General features: G+C 68.0%; 21 protein-coding genes. 5 read left to right on the forward strand and 16 right to left on the reverse strand.

All coding sequences use genetic code 11. The features are described 5' to 3' along the window. The first annotated feature begins 295 nt into the window (after nucleotides 1-295). On the forward strand, nucleotides 296-724 hold the full coding sequence (locus IEY33_RS19555) for a transposase (RefSeq protein ID WP_373287992.1): 429 nt from the start codon (nucleotides 296-298) through the stop codon (nucleotides 722-724). Between the two features lie 303 nt (nucleotides 725-1,027). On the opposite strand, the gene IEY33_RS05485 is transcribed toward IEY33_RS19555, so the two are convergent. The 8 genes from IEY33_RS05485 to IEY33_RS05520 all read right to left on the reverse strand — a co-directional run bounded on the left by IEY33_RS05485 (nucleotide 1,028) and on the right by IEY33_RS05520 (nucleotide 6,296). Then, nucleotides 1,028-1,438, reverse strand: a complete 411-nt coding sequence (locus tag IEY33_RS05485) for a VOC family protein (protein ID WP_188961247.1) — start codon at nucleotides 1,436-1,438, stop codon at nucleotides 1,028-1,030. Next, nucleotides 1,435-1,881: a YdeI/OmpD-associated family protein gene (locus IEY33_RS05490; protein WP_188961248.1), complete on the reverse strand. Its 447-nt coding sequence runs from the start codon at nucleotides 1,879-1,881 to the stop codon at nucleotides 1,435-1,437. Before IEY33_RS05490 ends, IEY33_RS05485 begins: the two co-directional genes overlap by 4 nt. Nucleotides 1,882-1,961: 80 nt before the next feature. After that, the gene (locus IEY33_RS05495) at nucleotides 1,962-3,176 is read right to left on the reverse strand and encodes a hypothetical protein (RefSeq protein WP_188961249.1); all 1,215 of its coding nucleotides are present in this window, start codon (nucleotides 3,174-3,176) and stop codon (nucleotides 1,962-1,964) included. Beyond that, nucleotides 3,157-3,882 carry an ABC transporter ATP-binding protein gene (locus IEY33_RS05500; RefSeq protein ID WP_188961250.1) on the reverse strand — a complete coding sequence of 242 codons (726 nt, stop codon included), beginning with the start codon at nucleotides 3,880-3,882 and terminating at the stop codon, nucleotides 3,157-3,159. Before IEY33_RS05500 ends, IEY33_RS05495 begins: the two co-directional genes overlap by 20 nt. Continuing rightward, nucleotides 3,879-4,802, reverse strand: coding sequence for an HTTM domain-containing protein (locus tag IEY33_RS05505; protein WP_188961251.1), 924 nt, complete (start codon nucleotides 4,800-4,802; stop codon nucleotides 3,879-3,881). Before IEY33_RS05505 ends, IEY33_RS05500 begins: the two co-directional genes overlap by 4 nt. Beyond that, nucleotides 4,802-5,488, reverse strand: coding sequence for a DUF5819 family protein (locus IEY33_RS05510; protein ID WP_188961252.1), 687 nt, complete (start codon nucleotides 5,486-5,488; stop codon nucleotides 4,802-4,804). Before IEY33_RS05510 ends, IEY33_RS05505 begins: the two co-directional genes overlap by 1 nt. Nucleotides 5,489-5,730: 242 nt before the next feature. Next, nucleotides 5,731-6,087, reverse strand: a complete 357-nt coding sequence (locus IEY33_RS05515) for a hypothetical protein (RefSeq protein ID WP_188961253.1) — start codon at nucleotides 6,085-6,087, stop codon at nucleotides 5,731-5,733. Continuing rightward, nucleotides 6,084-6,296 carry a hypothetical protein gene (locus tag IEY33_RS05520; protein WP_188961254.1) on the reverse strand — a complete coding sequence of 71 codons (213 nt, stop codon included), beginning with the start codon at nucleotides 6,294-6,296 and terminating at the stop codon, nucleotides 6,084-6,086. Before IEY33_RS05520 ends, IEY33_RS05515 begins: the two co-directional genes overlap by 4 nt. A gap of 180 nt (nucleotides 6,297-6,476) precedes the next feature. Between IEY33_RS05520 and IEY33_RS05525 the strand changes: the two genes are divergently transcribed. Then, the gene (locus tag IEY33_RS05525) at nucleotides 6,477-6,674 is read left to right on the forward strand and encodes a hypothetical protein (protein ID WP_188961255.1); all 198 of its coding nucleotides are present in this window, start codon (nucleotides 6,477-6,479) and stop codon (nucleotides 6,672-6,674) included. Nucleotides 6,675-6,699: 25 nt separating this feature from the next. Here IEY33_RS05525 and IEY33_RS05530 read toward each other — a convergent pair whose 3' ends face one another. Continuing rightward, nucleotides 6,700-6,903 carry a hypothetical protein gene (locus IEY33_RS05530; RefSeq protein ID WP_188961256.1) on the reverse strand — a complete coding sequence of 68 codons (204 nt, stop codon included), beginning with the start codon at nucleotides 6,901-6,903 and terminating at the stop codon, nucleotides 6,700-6,702. Nucleotides 6,904-7,179: 276 nt separating this feature from the next. Continuing rightward, nucleotides 7,180-10,059 (reverse strand): AfsR/SARP family transcriptional regulator, encoded by a 2,880-nt coding sequence (locus IEY33_RS05535; RefSeq protein ID WP_188961257.1) that lies wholly within the window; start codon nucleotides 10,057-10,059, stop codon nucleotides 7,180-7,182. A gap of 379 nt (nucleotides 10,060-10,438) precedes the next feature. Between IEY33_RS05535 and IEY33_RS05540 the strand changes: the two genes are divergently transcribed. Both IEY33_RS05540 and IEY33_RS05545 read left to right on the forward strand, forming a co-directional pair. After that, nucleotides 10,439-10,825 (forward strand): hypothetical protein, encoded by a 387-nt coding sequence (locus IEY33_RS05540; RefSeq protein ID WP_188961258.1) that lies wholly within the window; start codon nucleotides 10,439-10,441, stop codon nucleotides 10,823-10,825. 195 nt (nucleotides 10,826-11,020) lie between these two features. Continuing rightward, entirely contained in the window at nucleotides 11,021-11,239 is a 219-nt protein-coding gene (locus IEY33_RS05545) for a hypothetical protein (protein ID WP_188961259.1), read from the forward strand. A gap of 485 nt (nucleotides 11,240-11,724) precedes the next feature. Here IEY33_RS05545 and IEY33_RS05550 read toward each other — a convergent pair whose 3' ends face one another. From IEY33_RS05550 to IEY33_RS05575, 6 genes are all read right to left on the reverse strand, one after another. Further along, nucleotides 11,725-12,855 (reverse strand): alpha/beta hydrolase family protein, encoded by a 1,131-nt coding sequence (locus tag IEY33_RS05550; RefSeq protein WP_188961260.1) that lies wholly within the window; start codon nucleotides 12,853-12,855, stop codon nucleotides 11,725-11,727. A 64-nt stretch (nucleotides 12,856-12,919) separates the two neighbouring features. Continuing rightward, complete coding sequence (locus IEY33_RS05555; RefSeq protein WP_188961261.1) at nucleotides 12,920-14,221, reverse strand: transglutaminase-like domain-containing protein; 1,302 nt, start codon at nucleotides 14,219-14,221, stop codon at nucleotides 12,920-12,922. Further along, nucleotides 14,212-15,201, reverse strand: coding sequence for an HTTM domain-containing protein (locus IEY33_RS05560; RefSeq protein ID WP_188961262.1), 990 nt, complete (start codon nucleotides 15,199-15,201; stop codon nucleotides 14,212-14,214). The genes IEY33_RS05555 and IEY33_RS05560 overlap by 10 nt, the downstream gene beginning before the upstream one ends. After that, nucleotides 15,198-15,929 (reverse strand): DUF5819 family protein, encoded by a 732-nt coding sequence (locus tag IEY33_RS05565; RefSeq protein WP_188961263.1) that lies wholly within the window; start codon nucleotides 15,927-15,929, stop codon nucleotides 15,198-15,200. The genes IEY33_RS05560 and IEY33_RS05565 overlap by 4 nt, the downstream gene beginning before the upstream one ends. 45 nt (nucleotides 15,930-15,974) lie before the next feature. Next, a complete protein-coding gene (locus tag IEY33_RS05570) occupies nucleotides 15,975-16,301 on the reverse strand; it encodes a hypothetical protein (RefSeq protein ID WP_188961264.1) in 327 nt (108 codons plus the stop codon). A gap of 118 nt (nucleotides 16,302-16,419) precedes the next feature. Beyond that, a complete protein-coding gene (locus IEY33_RS05575; protein WP_188961265.1) occupies nucleotides 16,420-16,779 on the reverse strand; it encodes a hypothetical protein in 360 nt (119 codons plus the stop codon). 608 nt (nucleotides 16,780-17,387) lie between these two features. On the opposite strand from IEY33_RS05575, the gene IEY33_RS05580 reads away from it, so the two are divergent. Then, entirely contained in the window at nucleotides 17,388-17,549 is a 162-nt protein-coding gene (locus IEY33_RS05580) for a hypothetical protein (RefSeq protein ID WP_188961266.1), read from the forward strand. The last annotated feature ends 121 nt before the right edge of the window (nucleotides 17,550-17,670 follow it).

The following is a 17,670-nucleotide window of genomic DNA, read 5'->3' on the forward strand; positions in this document are numbered from 1 at the left end:
CTGACCTCCTACGGTTCAAAGTTTCACGCGAAAAAGGGCGTCCTGAACGGCATTCAACGTATTCATCTCTAGAGTGAGTTCTGCGAGGTGCGCTTCAGCCAGCACCTTCTGTCGAACGTATCGCGCCAATGCTCTCCAGTCAGGCCAGGCAGGAGCGCCCGGATCCAGGCGCTCCAGAAACTCGAAGTGGTGGTGTCCCCCCCTGAAAACGGACGAAGCTGATGAGCGTCATTCGGATCTCCCCCGGTGGCGCACAAGGGAAGCCCTTGTGCGCTCCGGAAAGCGAGGATGACCTCTGAACGCAGGAACCTTTACCGAAGAGCAGATCGTTGCTCTCCTCCAGAACGCTCAGAAGGGCGAAAAAACCGTGGAGGAGCTCTGCCGCGACCTCGGATGCAGCACCGCGTCCTGCTCCACCTGGAAGAAGCGTTACGGCGACGCTGGCGTCGCCAAAGCCAGACGGCTGAGACAGCTGGAACGCGGAAACGACCGTCTCCTCAAAATAGTTGACCAGCAGCGTCTCGAGATTGCGTGCGCTCGCCAACTGGGCCATCCCACACCGCCTGTGCCCGGATCGACCTGTGGCGGGCAGGCGGCATACCGGACCTGCGGGTGGCCGTCAACGTCTCGCCCCTGCAGCTGGCGCAGCCGGGCTTCGCTGCGAGGGTCCAACAAGCCGTGGAGCGCGCTTCCCTGGACCCTGCGGCGTTGGAACTCAAACTGACGGAACGACGTCCAGCCTTCAGCTGGACCTGGTGGTCGAGGGAATCGAAACCGTCACACGATTGAACGCCGTCCGCGATCTTGGCTGTCAACGCGCACAGGGTTCCCTGCTGAGGCAACCCGCACCGTTCTGGTCACGGGAGGAGTTGAACACGCCACGTCAGATGCTTCAAACGAAATAAACGAAACGGGGCGAAGCGCGCGGTGGACTGTGAGGGCTCGCGATAGGAATGGGCGGGCATGAGGGGCGGTGAAACAGGGCGGCGGCCCTCCTCGGGGAACGCGGCATCCGAGCGACGCCGGATCACGTCCTGTTGCTGATCTGCTGGACGCTCCAGCCGTTCCCGTCCGGGTCCCAGAACGACAGGAAGCCGACGTGGTTCAGGTCGTCGTCGTCGGTGGCCATTCTCGGCGGGCCGCCCAGCACCTGAATGTCCCCGGTCTGCACGCCCCGGGCCTGCAGTTCCGCACGTGCGGCGCGCAGGTCACGGACCACCAGTTGCACGCCCTGGAGCGCGCCGGGCGGCATTCCGTTCGGGCGCGGGCCGAGCACGACGGAGCAGCCGGAACCTGGCGGCGTGAGCTGCACCAGCCGTCGCCCGCCTCCCATCTGCAGGTCGTGATCCACGTGAAACCCCAGCCCGCCTTCGTAGAACGCCTTCGCTCGGTCGATGTCCGTGACGGGCACCACGACGACCTCCAGCGTCCAGTTCACTGTTCGCCCGACAGGGTCCGGATGGCCTTCTCGATGCGGCGCGCCCGCGTCTCTGGGTTGGCGGTGCCTTCCACGGACAGCGTATGCTGCCGCTTCCCGCTGCGGGACAGCTTCCCGAACGCGCTCAGGGCGGCTGGATGGGCGTCCAGTGCCGCCTGCAGGTCGTCCGGCACGGTGACGTCACGCGGTTCGGTGTCGAGTTCCACGGTGACGTTCACCGTGTCGCCCGCGCTCAGGCCGGCGTTGCGCCGGTGTTCGGCGCTCACGGGAATCATGCAGCGCCCGCCCATCACGCCGACGGAGGTGCGGTACACGTAGGCGTTCAGGGTGACTGTCACGGCCGGTTTCCTGCCACCGCCCAGGGCGGTCACGATCTCCTCCGGCACCTCGATGCCGGTCGCGGTTTTGCCTTCCTGCTTCAGGGACGCGGTGAATGTCGGCATGCTCCTCCTTGCGGGGCCGTTTGAAGCCGCCCTCGGGCATGATAGACGTTGCGTCTGCAGGACCGAAGGGCGGGCCGCCCTCACAGCAGTTGCGAGGCGAGGGTGCCGACCACCAGGTTCAGCAGGCTCAGCGGTCTGGCGAGGCGGGCGTAGCGGGCGGGATGAGCGAGCAGCAGTTGCGGGAGCAGCAGCAGTCCGGTGACGGCGCCCCAGAGGACGTGACGGCTGCTCAGCGCGGTCGCCAGCAGGAGGGCCAGGTGACTGATCAGCAGTGGCCGGAGCATGACCTTCTCGAGCTGCCGCAGGACGCCCTGCCGGTCCGGGAACAGACTCAGGCGGGACGGGTGCTGCAGTTCGTCCTTCAGGGCGCGGCCGACCAGCGTGAACACCGGGATGTTCAGGACGTACAGGGCGATCAGGGTCCGGGCGTTCGGGGTCGTGAGTCCCAGGCGGGCTGAGACGAGCACCGTGAACAGCAGGCTCCCGGCGACCAGCAGCGGGCCACCCTCGCGCGCCGCCAGTTTCCACCACGGGAACGCGGTCCACGAGACGGGACTGCGTTCGTCCGACACCTGCGGCACGAGCAGCAGGTGCCGCATGACGCGCATCTGGCCGGTCAGGACGGCCGTGGAGATCAGCAGGGCCGCGAGGAGCGTCCACGGGTCGAGCCGGGCGGTCCAGTCGAGCAGTGCAGGGTCACGGACGAACGCCAGGCCAGCCAGGCCGAGCAGCGGGGAGCTGAAGTTGATGACGCGCTGCGCCTTCGACCGTTTCAGCACGGTCACGAGGACGTTCACGGCCAGGATCACGGCATTGAGGACGACGCCGTAGACGGTCACGCAGGTGAGGAGGGTCGTCAGGCCGAGCGAGGGGTGGACGATCAGCAGGACCGCTCCGAGCGGCACGACGAAGAGCAGCAGCGGAATGAATCCGACGGAGACCACACCGGTGATGCCGAGCAGCACGCTCAGGCTCGCCGGGACGGGCGCCAGGGCCAGCAGGGTGAACTTCTCCTCGCTGACGTCGAGGAAGTCACCGATCAGTTTCAGGGACAGGATGCCGCCCAGGAAGGCCACGGTCAGCAGGAACCCCCCGGCGGTGTCCAGGGCCGCTCCGCCCGGCGCGGGTGCACGGTGCAGGAGCGCGACCGAGAACACGAAGGCCAGGAAGAGGCTCCCCAGTACGACTGTTCCGGCGACGAGGCGACGCAGCGTCCGGTCGGGAATCAGGCCCCTGAGGGTGTGACGGACATCCCACGCCATGAACTGCAGCACGTCAGCGCTTCTGCCCGGCATGGCGTTCCTGTTCGGCGAAGAACCGCTCGAAGCCGTGATCGGCGAAGAACACTGCAGGGTCCGGCGGCGTGGAGATTCGGCCGTCCGTCAGCAGCAGCAGGTCCGTGACGTAGTCGTGCAGGACGTCGGGGGAATGCGAACTCATCAGCACGCAGCCTCCCTCCTGACGGTACGTGTCGAGCAGCTGCTTGAGGCTGCGGACGGACGTGTAGTCCAGGCCGTTGGTCGGTTCGTCCAGCAGCAGGAGTTGCGGGGTCGGCAGCAGCCCGGCGATGATGCTGGCCTTCTGCTTCATGCCTCTGGAGAGGTCCTGCACGTACTTCCGGCGGTGCTCCCAGAGATCGAGGCGCTTCATCAGGTCCTCGGCGCGGGCGCGGGCCTGCCGGGAAGGCACGCCCCACAGCAGCGCGAAGGCCGCCATGTTCTCCTCCAGGGACAGCCTGGGGTACAGCAGCGGCATGTCCGGCACGAACGCCACCACCGAGTCCTGCCGGGCGCGGTCCGCGGATCGCCCACCGATGTGCAGCTGGTCCGGGTCGGAGGGGTACAGGCCGGCGATCAGGCGGAACAGGGTGGTCTTTCCGGCGCCGTTCCGGCCGAGCAGACCGATCATCTGACCGGCACGCGCCTCGAAACTGCAGTCGGTCAGGACGGGATGCCCACCGAACTGGAACTGCAGGCCGCGGACGGACAGGACGGGCGTCACTTGCTGAACCGGGCGGGCCGCAGCGGCAGGAGCCGGGAGAGCTTGCCGTTCACGCGCCCCCGCACGGTGCTGAGGGCCTGACCGATCCGGGCGTACTCGGCGTCTGAGATCAGGATGAGTTCGCAGGCGATCATGATGCTCGAAAAGGTGACGAGCCCCATCATGAAGAGGATGCCCAGGTGCAGGCCGATGCCGAGCGCGATGGCGGGAAGCTTGAAGCGGGTGAAGATGATGAACGGAAACCCGACCTGATACCCGATCGTGGTGTAGCAGGCCAGCGCGGAAACGTACGCGTTCCTGAAGAGCGCCGCGAAGAGCGGCAGGGAGAACCACTGCAGCTGGGCGATCGTGTACATGGCGCTGCCCTGAATCCAGGCGTCCCCCATCAGCTTGCTCGTCCCGGCCGTGAAGTACACCACGATGACCTGCAGCACGATGGCGTAGACCGCCAGGTTGTGAAAGAACGTCCTGAGCGGCGTGGTCCTGCGGACGCTGGTGTTCAGGAACACCATGTAGAACAGCAGGATCTGCAGCAGGTTGTCCCCGCCGTCCCCGATGGTGGGATTCCGGGCGTTGAGCAGCATGAAGGTGCCGGCCGCCACGAAGGCGCAGAGACCACCGAGCCGGCCGAGCATCAGGCCCAGGGCAGCGAGGACGTGCATCCCGAGGATCACGTAGATGCCGCCCGGCTGGTCGAAGAGCCGCTCGACGGACGTGGCTGCCGCGCCGAAGAACGGCATGAGGTTGCCGTGAGCGGCGCCGTGCGCGCCCCAGAAGTACTCTGCGAACGGCAGTTCGGTGAAGGTCCGGTACAGCAGGAAGAACCCGGCGAAGAACTGGAGGATCCGGCTGCCGCGCAGGTTGAGGCGTTCGGTGGGCGTCGTGATCGCCTTCAGGGCGGTGAGGGGACCAGGATTCATCAGGCACCTCGGTAGATGAGCGGGGACGTGACCCGGGCGGTGTCGTGGATGCCCAGGTCGTAGTCCTGGACGGTGGAGTGGCCGGTGGCCCGTTCTCGCCAGGCGGGCGGCGTGACGACCCGGATGCGCAGCGCGATCCGGCTGACCTGCTCGAACGGCAGGTGGGCCTCACGCTGGCGGTTGATGCAGTACACCGAGGCTGCGTTCTGGACGGCCTTGAGGGCCTTCGTTTTCGCTTCGTCGCGTTTCTTCTTCGCGAGCGCGCAGGCGGCCTGGTCACCGTCGGTGCATTTCTTGGTGATTCCCACCAGGAAGAGCGGCACCTGAACGATGTCCCGCAGGGGATTTTCGATGGTCCGGCTGAACCGGTCGTACGCGGAGAGGCGGTTCTGCTGGTTGGCCTTCCAGACCGGGCTGAGCACGTCCACCCATTCGCCCGGTCGGGGCTTCGCCTGTGCAGGCAGGCACTGCACCAGCAGCAGGGTGTCCGTCCCGACGGGCGTGGGCGCGAACAGCGTCCAGACCTGATCGAAGTAGGGGCGCATGTATGCGCTGTTCACCTGCCCCAGCGTCGTCCCGTCCTTCAGGACGTTGCTCGGCATCACGTACAGCGCCGTCTGCACGAAGTGATTGACGAACACCGTCAGCGCGGCGATTTTGAGGATCAGCACCAGTGTCGCTTTCATTGCGGGTTCCTTTGATCTCGGCAGGGTGAGGGAGCAGTCAGGTGGGGAGGGAACACTCCCGCCGTCCCTCACCCGTGATCGGTCGTCGCGGCCCTCCTCACGCGCCTCACGGGGCGGCCGGGCAGGAGGGCGTGTCCACCCGGGGGGGACACGCCCTCCTGCCCGGCTCGGCCTTCAGGCACTTCGGGTGGTGCGCGGACGGGCGCGGCCGACCCGCGAGAGGTCAGCTGCTCCCGTGAGGCTCAGTAGCTCTCTTCCGGCGCCTCCGGGGACCGGCCGAACGCCTGACTCCAGCCGTAGGTGGCGGCCCCCCAGAGGGCTCCACCCACACCACCCGCGGCCGCACCGACCGTCGCGGCCGGCGTGCCGACCAGCGCGGTGTAGGTGCCGCCGGCCAGTGCGCCCCCCAGGGCGTTCCCGCCCACCGCGTTGCCGAAGTCACGCCAGGTCCAGCTGGCCGCGAGATCCGAGCCGAGTGGCGTGGAGGTGGTCGAGACCGTGTTGTTCACGGCCACCGCCCCCGTGTTGTTGGCCAGTCCGACCGCGGCGATGCTGACCGCCAGGAAAAACGCGACCCCACCCTTGTTCTTCTTGTTCATCTTCCAGCTCCTTTCTTCCGTAACGTGGCGATGACCGCCACGGTGAGAAGCATTCCTATGAAAAACACGTTCCTGTAGTGCTGGTTGCCGAAGACGGCCCCCAGACTGAGCATGAGCAGCAGCATGATGAAGACGCTTCGCCATCTGGAGGACATGAAGCGTTCACGGTCCGGTTCCGGCGAGTGGTCAGGGTGGGTGGAGGTCGGCATGGCGTTCTCCTGTATGGCCGGAAGACCGGCAAGGTGAGAGGATAGAAAAGCAGTCGGGACAGTCACGCCGCACGGTGTTCAGGTGAGGCGCGCGGCGGGTGGACGGGGGTGTAGATTGGCGGGGACCGCACCGGGAGGCGTCCGGGGACCCGGCACTTCGCTGCGTGTCAGGAGGTTCGCATGACTGTTCAGCCGCGCTGCCCCAACGATCAGACGGAGATGCTGCCCGCGAAGTTGCGTCAGGTGAAACTCACCCTACAGTTGCAGACGGCCGGGTACTTCACGGGCGGCGGGCATGAACTTCAGCTGTTCACGTGTCCCGTGTGCGGGCTGACGCAGGGCTACGCCCGACCGCCCCTCACGCCGGAACCGCGCTGAGTTCGGCCCGGACGGTCCGCGAACCTCAGCTCGACGGCAGGGGCGGTAAGACAGGCAGCGGCGGCTGGTGGCAGTCGTCCGGGTCGGGGGTGGGGTTCGGTCGCGGAATGGGCAGGGGAATCCACCGGTCCGGGTTCACCTGCGTGTCCGGGTGGGCGGACACCATCCCGCCGGCGCTCCCCAGCAACGCGACCAGCAGTACTGTCCGGCGCAGTGTTCCGTACTTCATGTCTTCCCCCTGAGACGCAGCGCACGGCTGCCTGGCACCCGAAGTGGAGTTTGAGCGGCCGTGCGGCTGCTCCCGGATGCCTGAACACCACCTTGAAGAACGCACTGGAAAAAGAGCGTGAAACCTTACGGTTCAGGGACGCCACGAACAGCACCGGCCTCCCTTTTCGGGCAGGACAGCGCCCTGCAGGACGCTTGCCTGCTCCCACCTCCTCCAAACCGTATGTACTTGCACTCGCTTCGCTCGGCTGAACTCCAGGTTCAGCTCAACACCGGATCAGTGCATGAGCTGCTGGAGGGCGGCAGCCGGTGCGACGCCGTATTCCTCCTGAATCAGGCGCGCGTACCGCTGGAAGAGGTGCTGCGCGACTTCGCGCTCCCCGCCGTTCAGGTGATGCCGGATCAGGCCGTGGTACGCGGCCTCGTTCAGGCGATCGATCCGCAGAACCTGCCGGAATGCTTCGGCGGCCGACCCGTCGAGCGTACGGTCGGTACGTGCGGCGAAGGTCAGGCTGGCACGGATGAGCTGCTCGCGGTACTCGGCACGCCAGTCGTGCGCCCAGGGACTGTCGAGGGTCGGCAGGAAATCACCCTCGTACGCCGCCCAGGCCACCTGGAGGGAAGACAGGTCCAGCTGAGCGGCCGCGCGGGTTACCCGGTCGAAGTCGCGCTGCAGGGCGTAGCTTTCCGCCAGGGCGTAATGGCCACCCTGATACGTGACGGGATTTGTCACGGTCGGGTCGGCCTCAGCGAGCGCGAGGCGCAGGCGGCGCACGGCAACCCGGAAGTAGTCCATGTGCCGGGCATCCGACGAGCCGTTCCAGAGGGCATCCACGATTTCCTCGCGCCTGCTGGGGCCGTGCACGATCAGGTACGCGCACAGCTCGGCCGCCTTCGCGAAGGGGAAATGAACGACGACGCCGTTCACGCGGACCTCCAGGCGCCGGAACGTCACCACGTTCACCGGAACCTCGGTGGCCGCCGCCGTCCGGGCAGGTGCGGCCGTGTTCCCGGCGGGTTCCAGGGCGGCGAGCTGTGTGGCCGTCAGCGCCTCCAGCCAAGCGATCGCAGGCGGCGGCGGGCACCGGACTTCGCCATGCTCCCCGGCCGCGCGGAGCAGGTGCAGGGCCCGCCAGCGGTACACCGAGGCGATGTCGGTTTCTGCCGCTGCCCTGAGGGCACGGGCGGCCCCGTCGGGATCACGGTGCCACAGGGCCTCCACACCCTGGAGGTAGAGCAGCAGCGTCTCGTCTTCCGGGTGTCCGGTCCGGGTGATCTGCCGGACGTGCGCGGCTGCCTCGTCCGGCCGACCATTCAGGAAGCACAGGTCTGCCAGCCTTCCCGTCGTCTGGTTCCAGCCGAGATCGAACTGCGTCTCGCTTGCCACCTGCCGTGCCTGACCGTACAGCCTGTCCGCTCCATTGAGATCGCCCGCGATCAGGGCCGCGTCACCCTGGGCACGCAGCAGTTCCGACGCGGCCGCCCCCCATTCCTCGGCCTGCACCAGACCCGGCTGCTGCAGCCACTGCCCCGCTGCCGGAACCTGCGCTCGTCCGGTCAGCACGTAGGCGTCCAGCAGGCCCGGCAGGATGACCGTACGCACGGCGTCCTGCGGGCCGTTCCGCTGCAGCAGCGCGGTCAGCCGGTCCGTGACGCCGGTCCTGGCATCCCGAGCCTCGAGTGGCAGGACAAGCAGGTTCAGGTACAGCCGGTACGTTTCTTGCCAGGGGTCGCTGGACGGCAGGGAAGCCAGGTGAGCCTCGTAGAACCGTTCCGCTTCGGCGCGCCGACCGACGGAGACGAGCGAGAAGACCTGCAGTCCGGCCAGGTACGCCTCCTCCTCGGCGCCACGCACGAAGGTGCGGGCCGAGTGCAGGTGTGCCAGCGACGCGGCGTACTCGCCGAGCCGCCCGCACAGCAGGGCCAGACCGCACTCGCGGTGGAATCCGACCTCGTCCGGAAGGCTGAAGAGCATCGCCCGGGCCTCGTCGGCGCGTCCCACCTCGATCAGGGCGTAGGCGCACTGACTGCGCAGTGGGGGCTGCAGGACCGGGAAGGCGAGCAGGACGCTGAGCACCGACCGGTACTCGGCACGTGCCCACGGACCGGCAAGCCACGTCCCGGCGAGCGATTCCGCTTCATCCAGGTTGCCGGCATCTACCAGCGTCCTCACGGCGTGGAGCGGCTGGCCGGTGGCCTGGTAGGCGGCCGCGACCGCCTGATACCGGTGCCGGGCACGCTGCGGGTCCTGTTCCAGTTGGGCGCGCAGCCAGTGCAGCAGGTGGCGGTGCGGCACGAACACGCCCTCCCCGAGCGGCGTCAGCGGCAGCCCGCAGCGCTGAAGTTGCTCCAGCCAGTCGCCGTGCAGGGCCATGCCGCTGGCGCGCATGAACCCGTCACTCCAGACGTGACATGGTGCGAGGTCCGGCAGGATGGCCCGGATCGCGGGCGGCAGATCCGCGACGATCTCGGCGATCAGCTGTGCGGGGCCCAGCAGGGACGGCCGGTCCCTGCGCTGCAGGGCCACGGCGATCGGCCAGCCGCCGCAGGTCTCGACGAGGGCCGCGGCCTCGGCGGGCGTACCATCGGTCAAAGCCTGCACCTCATCGGCCGTGAACGCGAGGCGCTGCTGGGCGACGACCGTGGCCTGACCGCTGGCGACCAGTCGTGCGAGCGGCATCGCCATGGACGGGTAACCGCTGATGAACACCTGATGTCCTTCGCGCAGATGCTCGATCAGGCGGACGATCCAGCGCCCGCCGTCCTCGCTGAGACGGCCCGCCTGATCGAGCACGATCAGCACGTGTTCCTCCGTCGCGTTCAGGTGCCCGGCCAGCACGCGCGCGTCGAGCGCGGGATCTTCCGGCCTGTGCGTGCCGCCCAGCACGTGGTCGAGCGCTTCCGAGGCGCGGCACAGGGCGCCGACGAGGAGCGTCGTGACGTGATGGACGTCGGTGGCCTCCTCGTCGAGCCGGATCCACGCCACCGGTCGGTCCGTCTCGCGGGCGTACTGTGCCAGCACGGTCGTCTTGCCGTACCCGGACGGGGCGAGCAGTGCCACGAGCGGGTAGTCGCGGAGTTCCGCGAGGTGCTCCAGAACAGAGGTGCGGCGGACTTCCGAGCGGAGCGGGCGTGGGATGGCGGTATTCGTCAGCATGTCGTCCCTTCAGCCCGCACCTGGAGGTCCCGAAAGGTGGGTCGGCGTGTCTTCCCTTCGTGTCCTGGCCCGGGTCGCTGCATGGCTGTCTTTAAAAATAGCAGTGAAAAATTCATTTTTCTGTCACACTTTGAATTTCCCGCTGGAGGCGGACGGAATCGGGGCCACCTACCGGCGGCCGCCCGGGCCACCCGTTGACCCGCGTGGCACATCCCACCTTGCCCGCGCGCCCGGCAGGCCGGACGTGGAGCCGGACCCTGTTTCCCCGTCTGTTCCCGGCGCACCGTTCACCCTGAAGTGCCCAGGAAGCGCACGGCCAGCGCAACGCACGCCCACGCGGCCAGGACCGTGCCGTTCCCCCGCGGCGAAGGAGCACCGAATGAACGAACCGCATCCGCACCCGGCCCCCAGACACGCCCCCTCCCCGACCTCCCTCCCCTCCGGTCCGGTCACCTGCCCGGACCGGAGGGGAGCGGTATCCGTGAACCCGCGCCGTCTGGCCGGGCGACTCGCTGTGATCACCGGGACATGCGCCGCCGCGATCGCCGCGTGGAGCGGCACTGGGGCCGCGATGGAGGTGCAGCATCTCCCAACGGCGAGGGCCGCACAGCTCGTCCGGACCGGAGTGCAGACGAGTTTCACCGACGCGACCGTGCAGCGGATCGTCGTGGCAGCCTTCAACGGCACGACCTGGGTGGTCGAGGTCGGTGGGCCACTGCCGCGGCCCTCGGCCCCGGCGTTCGATTCCGAGGCCTTCGACCGCTGACAGAGACGCTGACCGGCGGCCCCGGACCGGAAGACCCGGACGGGGCCGCCGCCTCGTCCCGCACCGTTTCCCTGGTTGTTCACTCGGCCTGGAGCACAGTGGTGTCCAGCAGGCCGTCCCGCACCCTGAGTCGGCCAACGACTCCACGTCCACCCGGCCCGACCGGCCGGACCGCCAGCGCCCGAGGAGGACTTCATGATTCACTGCCCGAACGACCACACCGTCATGCTGCCCGCCACACTGCGGCAGCTGCGGCTGGTGGTCCAGCTGCAGGCCGACGCCGGATTCTTCAGCGCTTCCGGGAGCGACCTGAAGGTGTACACCTGCCCACGCTGCGGGCTGACGCACCTGTATGCGGAACCGCCGCTGGGTCAGGCGACGGACATGTCAGTGACTGCCACGCGAACCGCTTGAGCCGACCCGCGCGCGGCAGGATATGCCGCGCTCGTGGTCGGTTCGGGCCCCACCGGACTGGCCGCCGTAAGGCTGGCGCACAAAGGACTTCAGGTTGCTGTCTAGGCGTATGCAGCGACGTCCACCCGATGGCGGCGGCCAGTCCGTTTCTCCGGACGCTGCCGCTCGAATGGCACGGCCTGACCGGGGTGCAGCTGACCGTTCACCTTGCGCATGCCCTGGGGGACGACAGCGTCCTGCTGTACCGGGACCACGGACGAACCAGCGCAACACCCTGCCGGGACGGGCCACGCTACCGTGCCCTGACGGCTCCGCTCCTGGAGCGGTTCGATCTGGCGGCCCACCCGGTGAACTGGCCGTTCCGGCGCGGTGGTGCGCAGGCCCTCGCAGACACGGCGCGCGCGCTTCCGTTCATTCGGAGGTGAGGTGTTCACCGGGCGGCCGGCCGGGCCTGCGGACGGCGCCACCCGGCCTCTGACGACGCTTCAGCGGCACCCGGTGCAGTGCTCGCGCAGCCACGCCACGATGTCGGCGACGACCTCCGGACGGATGGGCGCCAACGTGTCCGACTCCGGAGCGTCGGCCAGGCCGAGGGCGTGACCGAGTGCCGGGTAGGACCGCCAGTCGCTGCCGGACGCCCTGGCGTACCGTTCGCTCGCCGCCGGATCGACGTGCGCGTCCCGCCCGCCCTGAACCACCAGGGTGGGCCTTGACGGTGGAGGCAGCTGCGTCAGGGCCGGGAGACTGAGACCGCTCGCGTACACACCGAGGACCTCCGGCACATCGAGAAACAGACGACGCGCGCGTCCTGCCAGGACACCGGGGAAAACGCGGTCCTGCGGCAGGCCGAGTTCGGTGCGGAAGCGCAGCGGGGCGTCATCGGCGAGCAGGAGACCGGCGTCGGTGCGGAGCACGTTCCCTCCCCCGGGCGTCAGGAACGCGCCTGCCACAGCCTGCACGGACAGCTGTCCGTCCGTGTCGGCGAGCCGCGTCAGGGCGGGGAGGGTGACACGCTCGAACTGCGTCCACAGCACCTGCGCCCAGGGTTGCGTGACGGGGGCCAGCAGCACCGTGCTCCAGACCTCCCGGTGGCGCAGCGCCAGATGCTGCGCCACGATGCTCCCCTCGCTCCACCCGAGCACGCTCACCCGGTCAGGGTCGACCTCCGGCTGCTGCTGCGTCCAGCGGAGCACCGTCCCGGCGTCCTGCACGCTCTCTTCTTCGGTGACGGACGCGCTCCCGGGCGCGGTGTCCTCCCCCGGCCCGGTCACGTAACGCTTGTTGAACCGCACCACCACGAAGCCCGCCGCGGTCAGCCCGTCACTCAGCACGCGCAGGTCCTGCGACTCGAGCTGACCGTCAACGTCGAACACCGAACCGTCCAGGTCTGTCGGACCGGACCCCTGCAGCAGGATCACGGCAGGCCGACCTGCAGCGCCTGCCGGGGCGCTGAGCACGCCGCTCGCCTGAAACGACGCGAACCACACACGGAATTCCCGCGCCGAGGACGCGGCCTGCGGCGCCGAGGGGTCTGCAAGGACGGACGTGCAGCACAGCAGGCCGAACACCAGGACCGCGAGACGCGCCAGCGGACACCACGAAGCGCGCAAGACCATGGCGCGCCCATCCTGGTGGTTCAGGTCGAGCGGGACACCCGGACTGAAGGGCCGTACGGCAGCGTCAGATGAGATGGAACACCTCCCGCACGCCGAAGAAGCACAGCACGGTCCACAGTGCCAGCATGCCGACGTAGCTCCAGAAGGTGTAGCGCTGCGCGCGCACCAGGCTGGCCTCGAACCCCCGCGTCAACGCCTGACCCACCCGCAGCGCGGCCACCAGGGACGCCAGCGTGACCAGCACCTGCGCGGCCCGGCCCGACAAGAAATCATGCGCCAGGATCAGCAGGACCGACAGCACGATGAGCGGCAGGGGACTGAACTCGCGGAAGGCCAGCAGCGGCAACAGGCGCACGTCCCCGCTCCCGGGAAGCCAGTGCCCGATCAGGGAGGGACGGAACGCGCCGCCCAGGAACGGCAGATCACCGAACCTCGGGTAGGCGGGCTGCAGGTACGGGACGTTCCCGCAGAGCGCCTCGCCGCCCCACACGAGCGGGCGGCCCTCGAACCGCACGGTCCTCCACCTGTTCCGGTGCGGACGTCGTGCCGCTGCGGGCAGAAGGTCGCCCGCGTTCCAGTCCTGGGCAGGGAGGTCCACGTCGGTGCTGAACGCGAAACGGATGGGCTTCAGGTGCCCGAACACCACGCCCGGGTCGGGGCTGCCCGGCGTGGCCCGGTGCGTCAGGGCCTCGCCGATGCTGACATCCACCGGCACCCATCCGGCCCCGTCCAGCCAGAATTCAGCCCAGACGTGCGGCGACATCTGCGCCACCGAGGTGAAGGTCCCCATGACCACCCTGGCCGGGATGCCGCACGCCCGGCAGTACGCCACGAACAGCAGCGAGAACTGGCCGCAGTCGCCGCGCCACGTCTGCTGCATGCGGCCCGCACCCCGGTCCTTCACCGGGTACAGGTACTGTCCACGGGTCCTGAGGTCGTCGAAGAACCGGCGGGCGATGCCCAGTACCTCCATCTCCTCGCCGCGCAGGGCGTGCGCGGCTGCGACGATGTCCGGGCCGAGCGGCACCTGCACCGATGAGCGCAGATACCTGGCACGTTCCTCGTCGCTCAGGACGCCGGACTCCGGACACCCGTAGGCACCGGCGACGTCCAGCGTCACCTCGAGGGGCGTGTAGCTCCATGTGATCAGGAGACGCTGCAGGGGCCGCAGGGCGTACACGCCGACCCGGTTGCCGCCGAGTTCCAGCCTGCTGACCGGGGGCACGTTGCACGAGAGCACGCCCACGTCCCGCTGGGTGTTCCCGCACGGCGGATCGGCGAGGTACAGCGACACCGGACGCGGAGAACTGTTCCAGTACACGTACGTCAGGGTGGCCCGCGGGCCGGGCGTATGGATCAGTCGCATGCCTGCTCCTGCACGTCCGCTCCGGGCAGGCCGAGTGCGGGCCTGCGCAGGCTGGTGACCCACCGCCGGAACGCCAGGTACTCCCGGTCGGAGAGGATCAGGAACTCGGCGGTGATGAGTACCAGCGAGAACCACGCCAGGCCCATGCAGTACGCGATCCCGAGGTGAAACGCCACCGCGCCCGCCACGACCAGCCACTTGATCCTGGGATGCCAGATCAGGAAGGGATACGCCGCCTGGAACAGCATCGCCGAGTACGTCAGGAATGCGATCAGGTACGCGTTGCTCGAGAGGTAGTGCCCCAGGGCCGTGAGGTTGAACTCGTTGACGTTCAGCACGTAGTACAGCGCCGTCCCGTTCTGCCACATGTGGCCCTGCATCTTGTAGAACGCCGAAGTGAAATACAGCAGGCAGAGCTGAACGATCATGGCCGCCAGAGCGTAGTTGTGAATCAGGGACAGGAACGGACGGTCACGGGCCGGCCGGTCGGCGTGCAGGAGACGGTCGATCGAGAGGTATTCGCCGCAGCGGGTGAACATCAGGAAGAATGCCAGGATGTACAGCAGGTTGTCGCCACCGTCGAGCAGCAGCGGGTTGCGGGCGTACAGGGACCACGTGAACACGTAGAAGAGCACGGCGTTCAGGCGGGACTTCCAGCCGACCATCAGCAGGAAACTCACGAGCATGCCCGCCACGTACACCAGCAGCTGGTAGGTGGGCGCGTCCGAGAAGGCATACAGCGAGAAGCTGCGCTGCGCCCGCAGCACCGAGAGGAACAGGGAGGTGGGGTATGCCCCGTCACTGCCCCACAGAAACGCCCGCTGCGCGAAGTGCATCACGTAGATGGCCAGGACGACGGCACTCAGCCCGACGCGCAGGAGCGCCACACCGTACAGGCGGTGAGGGACCGAGAGCGCCGCCTGGGCGGCATGCAGGGCGCGCCGTGGCCCGGTCGACGCCATGCCGTCGGCGCCGTTCACTTTGTCCTCCCGGGGAGGACCGCGCGGTCCACCTGAACGCAGCAGAACCCCTTAACGTCCGGCGCGGGCTGCCATTCCACCGCGAAGAACGACGCGGTGTGTTTGGCCGTGGGGTCGTTGCGGCGGGTGAAGCGCGGGTAGGTGTCGTCCACGATGCCGACCTGAACCCGGCTGAACCTGTAGTCCGGGTGGGCGGCCTTCAGGACGGCCATGCCGGTCCGGTTCATGACCTGCGCGTCGAGCGGATCCACGGACGCGGGGACCACGGAGCGGATATACGTCACGCCGTTCCGTTTGAAGGTGGCGTCCTGCTTGCCGGACAGCTGGTTCTTGAAGTCAACCACCGTGTTCGACAGCATCAGGCTGATCATGCCGAGCGGCGTGAAGCGGTTGCGCCCCACGGCCGTGAACAGCGGGTCACTGACGTTCACCCAGCCGGTCTGCATCTTCGTTCCATCGGGCGAGAGGTACTCGCCGCGGGTCACCATGGAGAGGCTGTGATCAAGGGGCGTGGGCGCGAAGAAGCTCCAGTTCTGAGCGAAGTACGGACTGACGTACCGGTCGAGCAACGGCTGAAGGTCGAGCTTGACAGGCGTCATGGGGAAGTTGGAAATCTGGATGAGAGCGGAGTGGACGAGCAGGGCCAGACTGAGCAGGACCGTGAGCAGCCAGAAGGCCGCCCGGTGGAGTCTGGAAGACGGACCGAAAGGAACGTGAGCGCTGTGCATGGGGTTCTCCAGCGTGGGGAGCAGGCTTCGCTCCCCACATGCGAATCAGTCGAACGCTGCCCTGGCCTCAGCGGCCCGGTTCCGGACGCGGTGCACGCCGCCCGAGGACGAGCTGCTGCTGCTGAGGTCCAGCGCCGTCAGCCACACCACGTCCCGGGTCACCTGCACCACCTTGATCACGGCAGCGGCCTTCGCGGTGACGTTCACGGCCTTCTCGACACTGTGCCAGTCGTACTCGGCGCTGGGGCCTCCCTCGATCTGCGTTGGCGCTCCCAGCTGCAGGGACGCGCCGGAAGCGGCGGCACGGCCAAGCCCGACAAGTGCGGAGGCCGAAGCCATGACGATCACGGCCAGACGTTTCGGTTGATTCATGTCACTCCTTGACGCCCCGCCGGAGCCGAACGGGTCCGGCGAGGACGAGACGTTTACCTGCTGAACGAACGGCGTGATCCCGCCGCAGACGTGGACCGCGCCGTGCGGCCCGGACAGTTCACCGGTCGAATCCGGCGAGCGCGTCCCGTTTGGCTTTGAGTGCCGCCCCACCGGACGAAGAGGACGACGAACTCGTGATGGTGGCGGCGATGTCGGCCGTGTAGGGCGTGGCGCGAGAGGTGACCTGCACGACCTTGACCACGAAGGTGGCCGCCGCGACCGCGTCCGCAGCCTTTTTGGTGGCGTTGACGACGTTCTCGGCCGTGTACCAGTTGTACTCGGGCGTCACGATGCCCTGCTCCGGCATGGACGGGATGACCGTCACGGTCAGCGGTGCGGCACTCGCGGCCGGCAGCGCAATGAAAGCGAGTGCGGCACTGCCGGCCAGCACCATCAGGGTCAGCTTGTTTCTGTTCATCTGGATTCCTCCTGAAAAGGGACGACTTGGGAACGTGGACCCGGCAGGTCCGGACTTCCGACGTGGGCGAACGAATGAATGACCTCAGCTCACGAACACACCCTCCTTGACGCCTCAAGGAAACTGCCGCGCCAGGGAAAGGGGCGGGAAACTCCGTGCTTGAGGATGGGCGTCACCCGGTCGCACGACCCGGGGGGCAGCGCACCTGACACGGTGTTGAGCTGAACTTCTGGTGTTCAGCCGAGCGATAAGGGCACCAACAAGTACGGTGTCGAGGAGGTGAAAGCGGGCAGGCGTCCTGCAGGGCGCTGTTTTGCCCAGGAGGGGACGCCTTTGCTGTTCCCGGCATCCCTGCCCTGGAATCGGATCAGACCCGTACGACACCCCGCGAAGGGAGCGGTCTCCGTCACTCTCCCGGTGACCGGACGGTATGGACGCCGAGCAGCGTGCCTGTGTTTTCACACGGTGTTCCCTGCCGCCCGGGTACGTTGAGGTCTGGCACACCGATCACGCACGCGTGACCCCTCACCCTGTCGGCGGCGCAGGCTCAGAGCGAACCTGCACGCACACCGCTCCGAAAGACTGCCCATGAAGTTGGAGGCCCCGCGATGACCCAGAAACCCACAACAGACGAGCACCACGAACCCGCCACATCCCACGCCTCGGCCTCGGAGCGGCCTGCGCCCAGACCGCGCTGGCCCGACCGGCTGCTGCGCCTCCTGTCGTTCGCGTTCTGGGCGGCCCTGATCGGCTCGTTCTTCGACTCCTGAAGCGGTCACCTGCGACCCGTCAGCTCGCGCACCTGCCCCCCCCCCGGAGTGGCGCTTCACCGACCGCGTTCAGCTGACCGTCACCGGGCATTGACGATCGGGAGGGGTGGGATGGCCAGCC

Source organism: Deinococcus aquiradiocola, assembly GCF_014646915.1.
In the GTDB taxonomy this organism is placed as follows: Bacteria; Deinococcota; Deinococci; order Deinococcales; family Deinococcaceae; genus Deinococcus; species Deinococcus aquiradiocola.